Consider the following 17,514-nt stretch of genomic DNA (forward strand, 5'->3'; position numbering starts at 1 on the left):
GCTAGTGCACTATGGCAAATCATCAGATATCATTAACTCTGCTAGTCTAGAGCCTTCCCTGATATGAAGTAAGGCGTACCGCCATTGACCCCATGGATTCTACCAGTGAACAAACGCTTAGCGTCAGCGTTTTATTGAGCCAATTAATCGTCATCTGTCATTCCGAATAAGGTGAAGAACCTTTGCGCGTGAGCAATAAGATTTCTCGCTATGCTCGAAATGACCGGTATTGAAAGATGCCTTAGCTCCTTTGGCTGGATGGTTCTGTTAGAATCAGGCTCATTGCTGCATGGATTACTCTCAGATTTTATACGTTTCTTTTCAATTAGATTCACCCACATGAATACACTTTCCCCACTTGATAACGTCCGCATCATCCTCAGCCACACCAGTCATCCCGGCAATATCGGTGCAGCAGCGCGGGCGATGAAAACGATGGGGTTGAGTTCGCTTTATCTGATTAATCCCCGGCTTTTCCCGGATAAAGCAGCCGATGATCGTGCGGTCAGTGCTCGCGATATTCTGGAGAAAATAAAAGTGTGCACAGAACTAGATGAGGCACTGGAAAGTACCGTGCTGAGTGCCGCAATCACCGCGCGACCACGCGGTCTATCGCATGATATTTTCAATGCACGACAAGGCGCGCGGGAATTATTGCGCTATGCGCGCCAGCAGCCGGTGGCTTTGCTATTCGGCGCGGAAACTTCCGGCCTGACCACAGCGGAGGTGAGCAAATGCCAGATGATCATCCACATTCCCGCCAATCCGGGATTTTCTTCTTTGAACCTGGCAAGCGCTGTGCAAGTGATGGCGTATGAATTGCGCATGGCGCTGATTGAACATGAGGAACCCGCACCCTCGATTGGATCACCGGCCAATTTCAATGAGCTGGAATTATTCTATGCGCATCTTGAGCAAGCAATGATTGCCAGTGAATTCCTCAATCCGCAAAAGCCCAGGCTATTGATGCAACGCATTCGCCGCTTGTTTGGTCGTGCGCGGTTGGAAAAAGAGGAAGTGCAGATTCTGCGGGGTATTTTGACCGCTTTGGGTAAGCGTTGGTAGGTGTGATGTGTGTTGCGCTTGAAGAAAATCCCGTTAATGCACAATTGTCATTCCGAACCAAGTGAGGAATCTTTGTGGATTTTTTGCGTGGCTCGAAATAACAGTTAGGTAAATTCTTCCTGATTTTCTTTGATCAACGTGCCGACGCCTTGATCGGTCAAAATTTCCAACAGCAGCGCATGTTCCACGCGCCCGTCAATAATATGGCAGGACCTAACGCCTTTCTTGACAGCATCCAGCGCCGAACCAATTTTCGGCAGCATGCCACCTGAAATGGTGCCATCAGCGAATAACTCATCGACCCGCTGCGCTGTCAGGCCTGTCAGCAGGTTGCCGTCTTTATCCAGCACGCCGGGTATGTTGGATAACAGAATCAGTTTTTCCGCTCTGAGAATTTCCGCCAATTTGCCCGCAACCATATCGGCATTGATATTATACGATTCACCTTCGGCACCCACGCCAATCGGTGCGATAACCGGGATAAAATCCTGCGTGTCGAGTAGCGCGATGAGCGTCGGATCAATCGATTCAATCTCACCGACTTGCCCGATGTTAATCCATTTTCCTGCGGTTTCGCGATCCGCCATGAGCATTTTCTTGGCGCGGATAAAAGCACCGTCTTTACCCGTCAAGCCGACGGCTTTACCGCCGTGACGATTGATCAGATTCACGATGTCCTTGTTGACCGATCCGCCCAACACCATTTCAACCACACTCATGGTTTCGTCATCGGTTACGCGCATGCCCTGGATAAATTCGCCTTGCTTGCCGACGCGCTTGAGCATGTCGTTAATTTGCGGACCACCACCATGCACGATCACCGGGTTCATACCGACCAGTTTCAACAGCACCACGTCACGCGCAAAGCCGTGTTTGAGATTTTCTTCCACCATCGCATTGCCACCGTATTTAATCACGATGGTTTTGCCATGAAAACGCCGAATATACGGCAAGGCTTCGGCCAGAATTTTAGCTTTGTTTTTTGCTGTTGATTGGGAAATCGTCATGTTTCTTTAGATCTCTATTCAAAAAATTTCAAATAAAAACGTATTGGCACGGGATCAGGCAGCTATCACTCACGGGCGATTTGCAAAAATTTCTCCTCACGGATCAACGCAAATAAGCTCAATTCCTGCCATAAACGGCCTTCCGTATCCTTGTACTGCTTGATAACGCCTTTGGGCAATTTCTTCTTGGCAGTTCTGGTAGAGGTAAATTCAGATAAATTTCTGATTCCTAGCATGCTGTTTACGATGAATCCGCCATACAACTTATCACCGGGCGACGCCAATAATATTCGCGATTTTTGATTGAACGGCATGGAATCTTTTCCCAGATATACACCTAAATCCGTAATCCCGTAAAGATTACCGCGTACATTAGCCACACCCAAGAACCAGGGTTGCGTCAGCGGAACATGTGCCAATTTTGGTATCGGTATAACTTCACTGACCTCTGCCATCGATATCAAATAGCGCTCCTCACCCACTGCAACGCCGAGCACCGCTGATGAGGTTTCGCCGTTACCCGTGGTTACTCTAGTTTGGTTGATTGTTTGCTGCGATTCTTTTGTACTCATGTTGTTTGTTAACCCGTGCTTTGGCTAACGGATTGTTCGTCATCAGGCTATTTTACTGTATTATCAGGCATGAAAATTTGAATTCTGTGGAGTTAATCAAATGAAATACCTCAATTGGCAGTGGCTGCCTCTTTTATTATGCTTTCCATTTTTAACAGGCTGTCCTTTGTATTCAGTAAGCACGGCTTCAGGATCGAATTCGTATATCTCTGAAGATCGTAGAACCAGCGGTATTTTTATTGAGGATGAAGGCATCGAACTCAAAGCTTCACGGCGCATTCATCAACAATTTGGTAATAACGTCCACATTAATGTGACCAGCTACAACCGGATCGTGCTATTAACCGGAGAAGCACCTACCGAAGCTATCAAGACGAATATTGAAAGACTAGCCATGGGTATCGATAATGTGCGTCGCATCCACAATGAAATTGCCATTGCCGAAAACACTGCATTGTCATCCCGCAGTCATGACACACTACTGACTTCCAAAGTGAAAGCGCGTTTCCTGGCTCAACGTAAGTTCCAGATCAATCACGTCAAAATTGTTACTGAAAATGGCGTTGTGTACTTGCTCGGAATGGTGACGCGCGAAGAAGGCGATAACGCCGCCCAGATTGCCAGTTCTACTTCTGGTGTACGCAAGGTTGTTAAAGTATTCGAATACCTTAATTAATGCTTCCAAGTTAGTTTTTTCCATGTTGCCCGCTAACTTGGTCGCCAAACTACAACGTGCGTTTCCATCCGATCGCTTCTATACCGATCCGGCGGATTGCTATTCTTATGCCTATGACAATAGTCGCAAGATTTTTCCGCCGGACGCTGTGCTATTTCCCTTAACCACGAAAGAAGTGTGCCATATTGTATCCTTGTGCAATCAGTATCATGTCCCATTGATTCCCCGTGGCCGCGGTACCGGCACAGCAGGCGGCAGCTTACCAGAATTTGGTGGTATCGCCTTATCGCTGGAACGCATGCTGAACATCATCTCGGTTGATCCCGCCAATCGGGTAATCGTGGCGGAACCTGGCGTTCTGAATCAAACCGTGCAAGATGCTGCCAAGCCGCATGGTTTTTTCTGGCCACCGGATCCTTCAAGCGCGCAATTTTCGAGTATTGGCGGCAATATTGCCACCAGTGCAGGTGGGCCGCATGCCGTGAAATACGGCACCACACGTGAACATGTTTTGGGCTTGAAAGCCGTGACCGGCACGGGAGATTTAATTACAACCGGCTGTTACACTACCAAAGGCGTAGTCGGCTATGATTTAACTCGGCTATTGATTGGTTCCGAAGGAACGCTGGCTGTTATTACCGAGGCTACCCTCAAACTCGCAGCGCTTCCCAGCACTGTCGCTGGTATTACAGCGCATTTTAACGATCTCTCAAGTTGTACTCAGGCTATTGTCAATATTATGGCACTTCCGCAATTACCAAGCGCACTTGAATTTCTGGATGCTGGATCGCTCAATCTCATTCGTGGCCGCTATCCGGATATGTTGCCTATGAATACCCATGCCATGCTGATGATTGAGGTCGATGGCTTTGGCGAAGACATAACCACTTCAATTGCCGCCATCCTTGAGGCATGTCGCAGCGATGGATTAATTCGCGCACAGCAAGCCAACGATACGACAGCACTGTGGCAAGCACGCAAAGCCTTATCACCGCTGTTGAAGGAAATTGCCCCGAAGAAAATTAACGAAGATGTGGTGGTACCGGTAAACACCTTGCCGCAATTTTTAGCAGGCCTGACAAAACTTAGCGATCGGTATCAATTACATAATGTTAATTTTGGCCATGCCGGCAATGGGAACATTCACGTCAATCTGTTAATCAATCCTGACGATACAGAAGAAGTAGCTCGTGCTGAGCACTGCCTGGATGAAATATTTGATTTAGTGATCAGGCTGCGCGGTACACTATCGGGCGAGCATGGTATCGGCAGCGAGAAGCGCGCTTTTGTGACGAAAGAGATTGATGGTGCAACGTTGGATTTAATGAGAAATATTAAACGCCTATTCGATCCAAACAACATTTTGAATCCGGGAAAATTGTTCCCGACTGAGACTTAAACTTTACCTTTTATTTCTGCGTTTACAATACCCGGAATATTCCAATTTCCCCAGCAAGTATTGTAAACACAGCATTAGCTTCTTATTACACTAATCTAGAAAAAGAAGTAGTGATCTACCAGTAACGCGACAAACAGTAGCGCCAAATAAAGGATTGAATAACGGAATGCATCTCGTGCCAGCTGATCACTGTAGTTACGATAAATTTCTATCGCGTAGTACATAAAAACACCATTGAGTAGAATAGAACTGACTAAATAAATCAAGCCACTCATTTGCGTGATATAAGGCAACGTAGTTACCAAACACAAGATAATGGTATATAGGACTACATGCAATTTTGTAAATTGATCACCATGAGTAACTGGCAACATAGGCATGCCAATTGAGGCATATTCTTTTTTTCTGTAGAGTGCAAGCGCCCAAAAATGCGGTGGTGTCCAAGCAAAAATAATTAGAAATAACAACAGCGCATCACTGGTAACTTCTCCAGTTACTGCTGCCCACCCCAATACCGGAGGCATTGCGCCTGATGCGCCACCAATAACAATATTTTGTGGTGTTAATGGTTTCAGGATCACCGTATAAATAATGGCATATCCCACAAATGTCGCCAATGTTAGCCACATTGTGAGCGCATTAACCCAGTAATACAGAATGAAAAGTCCTAATCCTCCAACCAACAACAGAAAGAACAAAGTTTCGGGAACGCTGACTTTCCCTTGTGGCAGGGGTCTACCTTTAGTACGTGCCATTACGGCATCCATTTTTTGCTCTACAAGACAATTCAAAGCGGCTGCGGCACCTGCCACTAATGCTATGCCTAGAGTAGCTAATAACAAGATATCGATTGGTACAGCGCCTGGAACAGCTAAGAACATTCCGATTACCGCTGTGAAAACAATCAACGATACTACGCGTGGTTTTGTCAATCGATAAAATTGATTAATTCGCGAAGCCGTTTCATGCCAAGCTATACTAGTAGCCATGTCATTATCTCCTATGTTTATTCTCAAAATGTTTTCGTTGTTTTGTAGCATCAACCTAACGCGTGAAGCATTAGGTGTGTTCAGTGCTCTATTTGTGAAACGTGTAGCAATCGCTTCAGATCGTGGCCCATTTTAGTGCCATCCACATCCTCAGGGAAGCGCATCATTAAATTTCCAATTGGATCAATTAAATAGATATGCTTTGTTTGCGTTTCTTGAGTCTCGATATACCTGAGTATTTCGCTATCTTTTGCACTGACGAAGTAAGTGTCTTCATATTGCTTAATCAATTCATTGTCTGGCCCAACGTTGTCATTGATTAACCAGAGCCGCTCAATTCTATGTTTTTCCTTACCTTGTGTTAAACGTACTTGACGCATGAAATATAGCTTTTCTTTACATGCTTCGTCACATTGTCCTGAATCTACCGTTACCAGCACCCACTTGCCGTGAAGATCTTTCATGCGAAGTATCGTATTGTCGCTCTGATTTATGCCCGATCCTAACACCTTAACAATAGGTATTAAATCTCCATAATGAGTACTCTCCGGTCTATAATCCGTGAAATACAAGGTATAGGACACGACTACAGGCGCACACATTAAAGCGAGTAATAATAAAAATTTACGCCTGTTTGTTTTCTGAATTTGTTCGTTTGACATTCAAAACTATGAAAATAACTATTGTTGTAATTGCTAATGAAAACCATTGAACTGCATAGCCAATGTTTTTTGATGCACCAGAATCTGGCTTATGCCAGGCTCGTACCAAACCGTCTTCATTTGCGTCATTTTGTAAAATCATAATAGGTTGCATATTCAAACCCGTTACTTCCTGATATCTTTCCAGATCAAAGTTGTCCCAAACAGATCCCGCTACAATTTTGTCAGAAAGCGTCAGTGCTCTGATATCTGGAGATACTACAGTGCCAGTTACTGTTATTTCTTCTCTATCAGTATCAATCAAGGGCAAAATTGACCGATCATTGCCTGTTGCCACCCAACCTCTATTTATGGGTACAAGCATTGAACTGTTAGAGATCTTTAGCGGAGTAATAACATGATACCCCGCACGTCCCTGATAAGTTTTATTGTCCAGAAATATCGTATATTCTGCGAGATATTTGCCTCGTATTTCAACCTCACGATATTGAAAGTCAGCTAACTTTATAGGGCTTCCTGGCAAGGTAATAACAGGCTGCATCGCATATTTTTCTAGTTGCTCATGCTGCGAATTTCTCTCATCAGCTCGAGACAATTGCCACCTACCCAATTCGAAAAAAATCATTACAAACAAAATAGTCAGTGCTATTGACCATAACTTTGGTCTAAAGTGATATCCCATTACAATCATTCTTATCTACTCAAGTACATGAGATGAACTACTTTGCCTGATTTAATTTCCAGACTAAATCAACTTATTAAAACAACAGAGAAATATTTCTTAAAATTCTCTTGATCTGCGAATTGATCCCAGCTTTGTAGATAATTTGAACAATAACCTTATGTTTTTTATCTCAAAGTATCATAAAGCCGGAATCATAACTCGCAAGTACTATTCCATTTACATCAGATAAACAAATATAAACAAACCTAACCATACCACGTCAACAAAGTGCCAGTACCAAGCCACGCCTTCAAAACCAAAATGATGCTCCGGTGTAAAATGCCCTGCAGCACTACGGAAATAAATAACGATCAACATAATTGTACCGATGGTCACATGGAAACCATGAAAACCTGTCAACATAAAAAATGTTGAGCCGTATGCACCCGTTGTCAATTTCAAGTTTAGATCATTATAGGCATGAACATACTCATATGCCTGGCAACCAATAAACAAAACACCCAATGCTATCGTCGCCAATAACCACAGTTTTAATCCATCGCGTCTATTTTCCTTCAATCTCCAATGCGCTATCGTAACTGTAACGCCTGAAGTTAAAAGCAACAGAGTATTGAAAGCAGGCAATCCCCACGCACCCATTGGCGTAAAGGCCTCGTGTGTGCCTGGACCAGAGGTAGGCCAAGTGCCATCATAGGAAGTCCAAAATTCATTCCCTAGCACTGTACTTTCTTCCATCAACCACGGTATGGATAAGTTCCGCATATACCATAACGCACCAAAAAAAGCACAGAAAAACATTACTTCGGTAAAAATAAACCAACTCATTCCCCATCGAAATGACAAATCCACTTGATCATTGTATTTACCACTTTCACTTTCTCTAGCTACAGTTCCGAACCATGCAAACAGCATATATATCAAAATAGCGAAACCTATTCCTAATAACCCATAGCCAAGCTCTATCTTGTTCATAGTCAGCGCTGCGCCTGACCCCATAAAAAAGACTGCCGTTGATCCTATAATTGGATACATCGACGGAGCTGGGACGTAATAATGTCCGGATTCTTGACTCATTCTACTCTCCTCCTACTTATAATTTTTCAATATCTAACTGACCACTAACCTAACTACTAGCATAATGCTAAGTACAAAAATAATTGCCCCGATAATCCCACCAATGATTACTTGTGCAGGTTTTAATGTCGCTGCATCATGCTCAAGATCACTTTTTTTCCGAATCCCCATAAAAGCGAACATTACAGCTTTAGCAACTTGCCAAGCACTTGCACCAGTTTTTTCAGCAATTTTGTTCAACTTTTAATTCCTTACCTTTTGGCCGTACTCGCGCCTTCAGGTAGCTCAAAAAATGTGTATGATATTGTCACAGTATGTATATCTGCAGGAAATCCTGGCTCAATTACAAATTGCACTGGCATTTGCCTAGCCTCATTTGGTTTAAGAACCTGTTTTGTAAAACAAAAACACTCAAACTTTTTCAGATGCTTATCTAAAAAACGAGGGCTATAGCTAGGAATTGCTTGCCCAACCATTTCGCGATCTGAATTGTTTGTAATTTCATACATCACATTCACTGGCTCACCTGGATGTATTCGAGCACTTGTTTGCAGTGGTTTAAATTGCCATGGTAATCCTCTTGTGTTGGCATCAAACTCAATTGTTACCCAGCGCTCTTCATCCACCCAGTTATCTTTAGCCAGTACGTCTGGTCGCAGCAAATTATTGATTCCAGTTACTTCACAAAACTTTTCATAAAATGGCACGAGTGCATAACCAAATACAAACATTATCAATGTGAAAACCAACAACTTTTTCATCATTAAGATATTTGCTTTTGAATTATTTTCTACCATACTTTTAATATAACCGTTATATAAATTGCTGCAACCGTAGCAAACAGAATAATTGCAGTTATGATCTTCTTGCGTTTTCTATCTGTTTCTTGTGACATACACTTCTCTTATTGTTTTTATTTGACAATAGGTGGTTTCTCAAAACTATGGTATGGAGCTGGGCACGGTAAATGTGTCCATTCCAAAGTTGTTGCGCCTTCCCAAGGTTTCTCCGGTGATTTTTCTCCACTGCGAATGCAACTAATCACGATGTACAGGAAAAGCAACTGTGTTAATCCAAATCCAAATGCACCGATACTGGAGATCATATTAAAATCAGCGAACTGCAGATTATAGTCCGGTATCCTCCGTGGCATGCCAGCCAAACCCAAGAAATGCTGCACAAAGAATGTTAGATTAAAAAAGAACATTGACAACCAGAAGTGCCATTTACCCAACGTTTCGCTGTACATATTACCAGTCCATTTTGGCAACCAGTAATATACACCCGCAAACAAAGAAAACAACGCGCCTGACACCAATACATAATGGAAATGCGCTATTACGTAATAAGTATCTTGAACTTGTATGTCAATCGGCACAATCGCGCAAATTACACCACTAAACCCACCAATTACAAATAAGAAAATAAAGCCGATTGCAAATAACATCGGCGTTTCAAACGTCATCGAACCACGCCACATAGTAGCCGTCCAGTTAAATACTTTAACACCAGTTGGCACAGCAATCAGCATCGTTGCATACATGAAGAATAACTGCCCTACTGTTGGCATTCCTGCAGTAAACATGTGATGCGCCCACACAACACAGGACAAAATCGCGATTGATGCCGTTGCATACACCATTGAAGAATAGCCAAACAGTGGCTTACGCGCAAAAGTCGGGATAATTTCCGACACGATGCCGAATGCAGGTAAAATCATTATGTAGACTTCTGGGTGACCAAAAAACCAGAAGATATGCTGAAACATCACCGGATCACCACCACCAGCCGCATTAAAGAAGCTTGTACCAAAATGCCGATCTGTCAGCAACATGGTTACCACACCAGCCAAAACAGGCATAACCAGGACTAACAAATAAGCCGTAATCAACCACGTCCACACGAACATTGGCATTTTCATCAATGTCATGCCAGGAGCACGCATATTCAGAATGGTAGTGATGATATTGATAGAGCCCATGATTGATGATGCACCCAGAATATGCACTGAGAAAATCATCAAATCTACGCCCAGACCGCCCTGAGTAGAAAGTGGTGGATAAAATGTCCAACCACCCGCTGCAGCGCCGCCTGGAACAAAAAACGAACTGATTAGGAGCGTTCCTGCGACTGGCAACAACCAAAAACTCCAGTTATTCATGCGCGCAAATGCCATATCAGGGGCACCAATCATCATTGGCACTTGCCAGTTAGCAAAACCCACAAAGGCCGGCATAATGGCACCAAACACCATAATTAGGCCATGTAACGTTGTAAATTGATTAAATAACTCAGGCTCAAGAATCTGAATACCTGGTTGATATAGCTCTGCACGAATTCCCATTGCCAAAAATCCGCCGACCAAGAACATCGTAAAACTAAACCATAAGTACATTGTACCAATGTCTTTATGATTGGTTGTTGTCACCCAGCGCATTATCCCGCTGGGATGATGCTCATCATGTCCGTGTGCGTCACCATGTACTGCTGCCATAATTATCTCCTTTTACTTATTTTCTACATGCATTGATGTTTTAACTGCAGACGCGCTTTGTTGAGCTGCCACCCACTGGGTGTAGTCATCCGCCTCCATCACCTCCACCACGATCGGCATAAACCCATGATCCTTGCCGCACAATTCAGCACATTGGCCACGATAAATTCCTGCCTTATCGGCCGTGAACCATGAATCACGAATAAAACCCGGAATAGCATCTTGCTTAACCCCTAGCGCCGGCACCCACCAAGCATGAATGACATCATTGGCAGTTATGATAACACGCACTTTTTTACCCACTGGCACCACCACGCGATTATCAACTTCCAATAAATAATGCTCACCTTTAGGCTCTTTATTTTCGTATTGAGCTCTAGGTGTAGATAATTTACTAAAAAAACTTATACCTTCACCCTCGCCCTGCAGGTAATCGTACCCCCACATCCACTGATAGCCCGTTGCTTTAATGGTCATGTCAGGACTTGAAGTATCCTTCATCGCAATGACCGTCTTTGTTGCTGGATATGCCATAAAAATAAGAATAAGACACGGTATTACAGTCCACACTATCTCAACAGTAGTGCTATGATGAAAATTCGCTGCTTTATAACCCAAAGACTTTCGGTGTTTAAGTATTGAATAAAACATGACACCAAATACAGCGATAAAAATAACCAAACAAATCCACATAAGCATGATGTGCTGATCGTAGATATCTTGCGCTATGACACTCTGCGGCTCGGGAAAATTATACTTAGATTGCTGCCCCACCGCCATGCTTGAGTACAAAGCAAAAGCGGAAACCCCCGCCCAGGTTACTACTGATTTACTTCCCATATTTCCCCCTACATGATTACTAATTTTACAGACTTCAGGTACGACTATGAACACTACAAACCTGAACCATTATCTTGTTCAGCCAGTTTACTGACTTCAAACGCCACAATCTTGTATTGTTAAAACCACACCTTGATTGACGATAATCATATTTTCTTGGCCGAATTTCCTTATTATCCGCAACTTAGATTTTCTTAGTTGTAGATACCTTCTACATGCTAATTAATCAAGTGGAAATTTTAGCATGCCACTGTAGCTCAAACAAGGAAAATTCATGATTTTTATAGGAATATTCCCATGTTTATATTATGGTATTGCTATGAGAGGGAGCGGCAAGAAAGCACTGCGTCGAGAAAAAATCATTTCAATTCGTGATGCGGCTTACTTGATTTTCATTAATCCATCTCAAACGAATTTAAATCTCAAAATTTCAGAACCTGAAATTAATTGCCCCTCAGGCAAATGGATCATACCAATTTAATTAGCAATATGATAAATAGGACTACCACAGCAATTGGAATGACGAAACTCATCCAATCGGAAGATGTGCCTTTGGGACTATTTTTTATCATATGCCGAGTTCTTGGCAACAAGACAACGATAAACATGACTAGCGCCAAAGCAGCAATGATTTGCATCCAATCCATGATTAATTCCTCACATTGAAGTTCTTTTATCCAAAATAAAACCCCGGTTAAACCGGGGTTTTATGGATTATTCTAAAATCCGGAAATTAATCATCATTGCTCATAATACCCAGTATTTGCAGCAGGCTAATGAAGATATTAAAAATTGTCATATATAAGCCAATAGTGGCCAGCACGTAATTGGTTTCACCACCATGAATAATGCGACTGGTGTCATGCAGAATAAAGCCACTCATGATCATAATGACAACAGCAGATATCATCAATGACATAGCCGGTATTTGCAGGAATATATTAGCTAGGGCAGCTAGCAGCACTAACAAAAATCCTACCATCAAGAATCCACCGAGGAAACTGAAATCTTTCCGTGTAGTCAGCACATAAGCGGACAGTCCCATGAAAATAGCCCCTGTCCCAGCAAGCGACAGCGTAATAATATTTCCACCATTAGGAAGAGACGCATACATAGTTAATATCGGCCCCAATCCAAATCCCAGCATGCCCGTAATCAGAAATACAATTCCGATTCCAGCAGGCGAATTTGCAAAACGGGGCAATACAAACATCGCAATAACCATAGCGCCAATGACCGATATCAAATAAGTCATTGGTGGCATATTCATCATCATTGACATGGCAGCAGTAAAGCCGCTGAATAACAATGTTAAAGACAAAAGCATATATGTGTTACGTAATACTTTATTCGTTGCTATCGCAGAAGGTGATCTTTGCGAAACGGTTGATAAATTTTGATTCATTATTAAATAGCCTCCACTGTGAAATTTATAACAAACTATTCTAACGATCGATAAGACTACTATATGAAGGATATAGTTCAAAGCATAATATCATGAATTATGCCGTATTTTTAGGCCCTACTCGTTTGAAACTTTTGCCAATGTGAAATTATACACAAGAAAAAAACCTCCTCGTTCGATTAAAGTAACATTCAGACTAATTAACCCTGCGTCAAAATTAGCAGCACCTGAATAATTAATGCGCTTTTCTCCAACCAATGAGAATGCACTAACAGTACGAGAAAAATTAAGTTCTTCGATGGATTGAAATCGACCGAAACTGCGATACAGATCCATCAGCCGATCAAGCTGTTCGTCGCTTATTGTTTGCCTTGCTTCTGGCGCCAAATGAAGCAGCAGCGCTTGTTTTTCCCAGCTTGAAATTTCGGTTAATATTTGAGCAATTGCAGGCTCTGCACTTTTACTGTAAAAATCTTTTTCACGACCGGTATAAAAATACAACATAGCCACCAGGGTCAGCAATACGGCTACTATGAATCGCAATGTTTGAATCTGCATAAGTTGTAGGCAATAGAGTTAATTATAAATTTCTTTCTTCCCAAAGTTCACCACTTAACTCACCATTTAACTGAGTGATACCAAAATGCTGATAAGCCGCTGTCGTTGCCATACGTCCTCTTGATGTGCGTTTCAAGAATCCTTGCTGAATTAAGTATGGCTCTAACACATCTTCAATCGTGTCGCGCTCTTCACTAATCGCAGCAGCGAGATTATCAACACCGACCGGGCCACCACTAAATTTTTCCAATACGGCTAATAGCAATTTCCGGTCCATAACATCCAGCCCGATCGCATCAACATCCAACATGCTCAAAGCAGCATCCGCCACAAGGTAAGTAATATGCCCATCTGCCTTCACCTGGGCATAATCACGCACACGGCGTAGCAAACGATTGACAATGCGTGGCGTGCCACGCGAACGGCGAGCAATTTCTAGCGCGCCATCGGATGAAATTTGTACTTTCAATAACCCGGCAGAACGAATAACTATCTTGCCAAGTTCTTCCGGCGTATAAAACTCCAAGCGTGACACAATGCCAAAACGATCACGTAGTGGATTCGTAAGCATACCAGCGCGTGTCGTTGCTCCCACCAAAGTAAATGAAGGCAAGTCAAGCTTCACAGATCGAGCTGCCGGCCCCTCTCCTATCATAATATCTAATTGATAGTCTTCCAGCGCCGGATAAAGAATTTCTTCTACTACGGGTGAAAGGCGATGAATTTCATCGATAAACAGAACATCATTAGGCTCCAGATTAGTTAATAAAGCCGCCAAATCTCCCGGACGCTCCAGTACCGGACCAGAAGTTTGCCGCAAATTAACGCCCATTTCTCTGGCAATAATATGCGCAAGTGTCGTCTTACCTAATCCGGGCGGCCCGAATAATAAAACATGATCTAGCGCTTCGTGTCGATTCCTGGCAGCTTCTATAAATATCTGCAGTTGCCCACGAATTTTTTCCTGACCGACATACTCCTCAAGTTGTTTAGGACGTAATGCCCGCTCTAATATTTCTTCTTGCGAAGATGAGGAAATAGCAGTTATAAGCCGGTCAGTTTCAATCATTCAGCACCCTCATGATCTTCTACTATCTCTCTTTAGATAATAATTGCAACGCTTGGCGTATGCCATCGGATACCACCGCATTCGAAGAAATCTGCTTAATAGCCCAACTGGCTTCACGATCGCTATAGCCCAATGATAGCAATGCATTGAGAATGTCACTCTCACTGGTTGACGACGCTGTATGATCGGAGTTGAGTGCTGCCAAGTCCAATTTATCCCGCAATTCAAGTAATAAACGCTCGGCCGTCTTTTTTCCAATACCAGGCACTTTTACTAATCGCGCACTATCTTGAGCACCCACCGCGCAATGCAGATCAGCCACACTCAAACCAGATAGAAGTGCTAATGCTGTTCTTGCACCTATACCAGAAATTTTTACTAACATTCGAAATGTCTGGCGCTCCGGCTCTGTCGCAAAGCCAAACAGTAAATGCATATCTTCACGTATTACAAGGTGGGTATACAGAGTAACTTGAGTTCCAACCACGGGTAGATCATAAAAAGTACTCATCGGCACATCAATCTCATAACCAATTCCCTGCACTTCCAACAACACCCGGGGCGGATGTTTTTCTAACAATGCACCGGTTAATCGCCCAATCAAACTAACCGCCCACGCTTCATTCGGTAGCCGGTTGTCGCAATTCTTCCCAAGCCAAGCCCGCCATTCGCATGGCAAATGGCACAAGCCAAAGCATCAGCCGCATCGGTACCTGGACTTCCGGTCAATTTAAGTAATCGCATCACCATTTCTTGTACTTGATCTTTTTTTGCATGACCATTTCCAACAACTGCTTGCTTAATCTGCAATGCAGTATATTCAGCCACCATTAGATTATTCATAACTGCCGCACAAATTGCCGCACCACGCGCTTGCCCCAACAATAATGTTGATCTAGGGTTGATATTGACAAAAATCTGCTCTATGGAAACGTGTTGTGGACGATATAAGGCAATAATTTCGGTTAAATTATCTAAAATCAACTTAAGACGGAATGGCAACTCACCTTCCGAGGTCTTAACGCTGCCACTGCTGACGTAGGTTAAATTGCTTCCATTCTTGTCTATCACGCCAAAACCAGTAATACGTAATCCTGGATCTATGCCAAGAATACGGATTTTCTCACCTCATGGTAGCTTAGTTTATGACTCTTCAAGCACAATTGTAGTATATACATTCTGCACATCGTCCAAATTTTCCAGCGCGTCTAATAATTTCTGCATCTTTACCGCATCATCACCCAAAAGTACTGTTTCATTACCTGGCTTCATAGTTACCTCGGCCAATTCTGCCTTAAACCCCGCTTTCTCCAAAGCATCCTTTATATTTATGAATTCATAAGGGGCAGTAATTACTTCTATGCTACCGTCCTCGTTATTGATCACGTCTTCAGCTCCATTCTCCACTGCCGCTTCTATGATCCTATCCTCATTCGTTCCAGGCGCGAAAATTAACTGACCGCAGTGTTTGAACAGAAAACTAACGGAGCCATCCGTTCCCAAATTCCCGCCAAATTTGGTAAACGCATGGCGCACATCAGCCACGGTTCGAACACGATTATCCGTCATGCAATCCACCATTACCGCAGCACCTGCTACTCCATACCCTTCATAACGAATTTCTTCATAATCAACGCCATCCAGCGCACCGCAGCCCCGTTTAATCGCACGCTCAACGTTATCTTTTGGCATATTCTGGTCGTATGCTTTATCCACCGCTAAGCGCAAACGCGGATTACTATCTGGATCCCCCCCCCCCATCCGAGCAGCCACTGTAATTTCCTTGATAAGTCGGGTAAATACTTTACCCCGCTTGGCATCTTGCGCTGCTTTCTTATGCTTAATATTTGCCCACTTGCTATGACCAGCCATTTATTGACACCCTTAACTAAAGTAAGTTGATATTACCATCCTATATTCTATGGATAAAGTATCTAGCTTCGTAGCAATAAAGATAAGAATAAATTATTCAATAGCATTGTAATAATTTTATGCTGCATATAATCCATTCTCCATTAATATTATTCAACAGTCACAGCTTTCGCTAGATTCCGTGGTTTATCAACATCCGTGCCTTTCACTAAGGCCACATGATAAGCCAATAACTGTAGTGGTATGGTATGCAGAATCGGGCTCAGCAAACCTGCATGCTCAGATAAACGGATGACATGAAGATTCTTACTCTGCGTCATTTGAGAGTCTGCATCTGCAAATACATAAAGCTCACCACCCCGAGCATGCACTTCTTGCAAATTTGATTTAAGCTTGCCAATCAACTGATCATTGGGTGCAATGGCTACGACAGGCATCTCATTATCAACCAAAGCCAGTGGTCCATGCTTCAACTCTCCTGCTGCATAAGCCTCAGCATGAATGTAAGAAATTTCTTTGAGCTTAAGCGCTCCTTCCATCGCGATAGGATAATGAACCCCGCGTCCAAGAAATAGTGCATGACGTTTTTGTGCAAAACTTCTTGCCCAGATCTTCACCTGCGGCTCGATTTGCAATGCGTGTTGCAGAGCCACCGGCAAATGGCGAAGCGCCATAATCATCCGTTGCTCATCCTGGGTGGATAATTTATGACGCATCTTTGCCAATGTCACTGTCAATAACAATAGTGAAGCCAATTGTGTAGTAAATGCTTTCGTCGAGGCTACTCCGATCTCTGGGCCTGCACGCGTGAGAAAGCACAAATTAGCTTGTCGTATCAATGCACTTTCTGGCACATTACAAATAGCAAGACTGTATTGATGACCTAACTTCTTAGCATAATTTATTGCCGCCAGAGTATCAGCAGTTTCACCAGACTGAGAAATGCCAACTACTAAGGTAGCTTGACCTACCAAGGGGTTACGGTAACGGTATTCGCTGGCAATTTCAACATTGCAGGGAATACCGGCAACAGTTTCCAACCAGTGCCTTGCAAAACTAAGCCTGCATGGTAGCTTGTTCCACAAGCTAGAATTAGGGAAACACTGATTAATTCACCGCACACCAAGGGCTAATCGAGCGGTTTTGG

General features: G+C 43.2%; 21 protein-coding genes and 1 pseudogene. 4 read left to right on the forward strand and 18 right to left on the reverse strand.

All coding sequences use genetic code 11. The features are described from left to right. Positions 1-339: 339 nt before the first annotated feature. Positions 340-1,065, forward strand: a complete 726-nt coding sequence (locus QZV86_RS10825; RefSeq protein WP_295627736.1) for an RNA methyltransferase — start codon at positions 340-342, stop codon at positions 1,063-1,065. 104 nt (positions 1,066-1,169) lie between these two features. Here the strand turns inward: QZV86_RS10825 and argB are convergent, their stop codons facing one another. After that, positions 1,170-2,072 (reverse strand): acetylglutamate kinase, encoded by a 903-nt coding sequence (gene argB / locus QZV86_RS10830; RefSeq protein ID WP_295627739.1) that lies wholly within the window; start codon positions 2,070-2,072, stop codon positions 1,170-1,172. A gap of 65 nt (positions 2,073-2,137) precedes the next feature. After that, entirely contained in the window at positions 2,138-2,644 is a 507-nt protein-coding gene (locus QZV86_RS10835) for a chemotaxis protein CheW (RefSeq protein WP_292920012.1), read from the reverse strand. Positions 2,645-2,744: 100 nt separating this feature from the next. Between QZV86_RS10835 and QZV86_RS10840 the strand changes: the two genes are divergently transcribed. Both QZV86_RS10840 and QZV86_RS10845 read left to right on the forward strand, forming a co-directional pair. Beyond that, positions 2,745-3,320 (forward strand): BON domain-containing protein, encoded by a 576-nt coding sequence (locus QZV86_RS10840; protein ID WP_295627742.1) that lies wholly within the window; start codon positions 2,745-2,747, stop codon positions 3,318-3,320. 22 nt (positions 3,321-3,342) lie between these two features. Beyond that, complete coding sequence (locus tag QZV86_RS10845) at positions 3,343-4,719, forward strand: FAD-linked oxidase C-terminal domain-containing protein (protein ID WP_295627745.1); 1,377 nt, start codon at positions 3,343-3,345, stop codon at positions 4,717-4,719. Between the two features lie 95 nt (positions 4,720-4,814). Here the strand turns inward: QZV86_RS10845 and cyoE are convergent, their stop codons facing one another. The 8 genes from cyoE to coxB all read right to left on the reverse strand — a co-directional run bounded on the left by cyoE (position 4,815) and on the right by coxB (position 11,463). After that, on the reverse strand, positions 4,815-5,708 hold the full coding sequence (gene cyoE, locus QZV86_RS10850; RefSeq protein WP_293005964.1) for a heme o synthase: 894 nt from the start codon (positions 5,706-5,708) through the stop codon (positions 4,815-4,817). 80 nt (positions 5,709-5,788) lie between these two features. Next, positions 5,789-6,310: a hypothetical protein gene (locus QZV86_RS10855; RefSeq protein WP_295627750.1), complete on the reverse strand. Its 522-nt coding sequence runs from the start codon at positions 6,308-6,310 to the stop codon at positions 5,789-5,791. 22 nt (positions 6,311-6,332) lie between these two features. Next, entirely contained in the window at positions 6,333-7,061 is a 729-nt protein-coding gene (locus tag QZV86_RS10860; RefSeq protein ID WP_295627753.1) for an SURF1 family protein, read from the reverse strand. A 210-nt stretch (positions 7,062-7,271) separates the two neighbouring features. Then, positions 7,272-8,129, reverse strand: coding sequence for a cytochrome c oxidase subunit 3 (locus QZV86_RS10865; protein ID WP_295627756.1), 858 nt, complete (start codon positions 8,127-8,129; stop codon positions 7,272-7,274). A gap of 33 nt (positions 8,130-8,162) precedes the next feature. Continuing rightward, positions 8,163-8,369, reverse strand: a complete 207-nt coding sequence (locus tag QZV86_RS10870; RefSeq protein ID WP_295627759.1) for a DUF2970 domain-containing protein — start codon at positions 8,367-8,369, stop codon at positions 8,163-8,165. Positions 8,370-8,380: 11 nt separating this feature from the next. Further along, on the reverse strand, positions 8,381-8,926 hold the full coding sequence (locus QZV86_RS10875; protein ID WP_295627762.1) for a cytochrome c oxidase assembly protein: 546 nt from the start codon (positions 8,924-8,926) through the stop codon (positions 8,381-8,383). Positions 8,927-9,042: 116 nt separating this feature from the next. Further along, positions 9,043-10,623, reverse strand: coding sequence for a cytochrome c oxidase subunit I (gene ctaD, locus QZV86_RS10880; protein WP_295627765.1), 1,581 nt, complete (start codon positions 10,621-10,623; stop codon positions 9,043-9,045). Between the two features lie 12 nt (positions 10,624-10,635). Further along, entirely contained in the window at positions 10,636-11,463 is an 828-nt protein-coding gene (gene coxB / locus QZV86_RS10885; RefSeq protein WP_295627768.1) for a cytochrome c oxidase subunit II, read from the reverse strand. A gap of 274 nt (positions 11,464-11,737) precedes the next feature. Here coxB and QZV86_RS10890 point away from each other — a divergent pair, with 274 nt between their 5' ends. Beyond that, positions 11,738-11,944, forward strand: coding sequence for a hypothetical protein (locus QZV86_RS10890; protein ID WP_295627771.1), 207 nt, complete (start codon positions 11,738-11,740; stop codon positions 11,942-11,944). On the opposite strand, the gene QZV86_RS10895 is transcribed toward QZV86_RS10890, so the two are convergent. The 8 genes and pseudogenes from QZV86_RS10895 to glmS all read right to left on the reverse strand — a co-directional run. After that, the gene (locus tag QZV86_RS10895) at positions 11,931-12,110 is read right to left on the reverse strand and encodes a hypothetical protein (protein ID WP_295627775.1); all 180 of its coding nucleotides are present in this window, start codon (positions 12,108-12,110) and stop codon (positions 11,931-11,933) included. The two genes, QZV86_RS10890 and QZV86_RS10895, sit on opposite strands and share 14 nt — an antisense overlap. An 86-nt stretch (positions 12,111-12,196) precedes the next feature. Further along, positions 12,197-12,868, reverse strand: coding sequence for a Bax inhibitor-1/YccA family protein (locus QZV86_RS10900; protein ID WP_295627780.1), 672 nt, complete (start codon positions 12,866-12,868; stop codon positions 12,197-12,199). 117 nt (positions 12,869-12,985) lie between these two features. Beyond that, the gene (locus tag QZV86_RS10905) at positions 12,986-13,426 is read right to left on the reverse strand and encodes a hypothetical protein (RefSeq protein ID WP_295627783.1); all 441 of its coding nucleotides are present in this window, start codon (positions 13,424-13,426) and stop codon (positions 12,986-12,988) included. Positions 13,427-13,448: 22 nt separating this feature from the next. After that, on the reverse strand, positions 13,449-14,495 hold the full coding sequence (gene ruvB, locus QZV86_RS10910) for a Holliday junction branch migration DNA helicase RuvB (protein WP_295627786.1): 1,047 nt from the start codon (positions 14,493-14,495) through the stop codon (positions 13,449-13,451). 22 nt (positions 14,496-14,517) lie between these two features. Beyond that, the gene (ruvA, locus tag QZV86_RS10915; protein ID WP_295627793.1) at positions 14,518-15,099 is read right to left on the reverse strand and encodes a Holliday junction branch migration protein RuvA; all 582 of its coding nucleotides are present in this window, start codon (positions 15,097-15,099) and stop codon (positions 14,518-14,520) included. After that, positions 15,096-15,614, reverse strand: coding sequence for a crossover junction endodeoxyribonuclease RuvC (gene ruvC, locus QZV86_RS10920; RefSeq protein ID WP_295627797.1), 519 nt, complete (start codon positions 15,612-15,614; stop codon positions 15,096-15,098). The genes ruvA and ruvC overlap by 4 nt, the downstream gene beginning before the upstream one ends. A gap of 24 nt (positions 15,615-15,638) precedes the next feature. Further along, entirely contained in the window at positions 15,639-16,367 is a 729-nt protein-coding gene (locus QZV86_RS10925; protein ID WP_295627789.1) for a YebC/PmpR family DNA-binding transcriptional regulator, read from the reverse strand. Between the two features lie 149 nt (positions 16,368-16,516). Further along, positions 16,517-17,463, reverse strand: a pseudogene (glmS, locus tag QZV86_RS10930) (glutamine--fructose-6-phosphate transaminase (isomerizing)); the annotation flags it as partial. Positions 17,464-17,514 lie beyond the last annotated feature (51 nt).

Origin of the sequence: uncultured Nitrosomonas sp., from assembly GCF_902826915.1 — a bacterium.
Classification (GTDB): domain Bacteria; phylum Pseudomonadota; class Gammaproteobacteria; order Burkholderiales; family Nitrosomonadaceae; genus Nitrosomonas.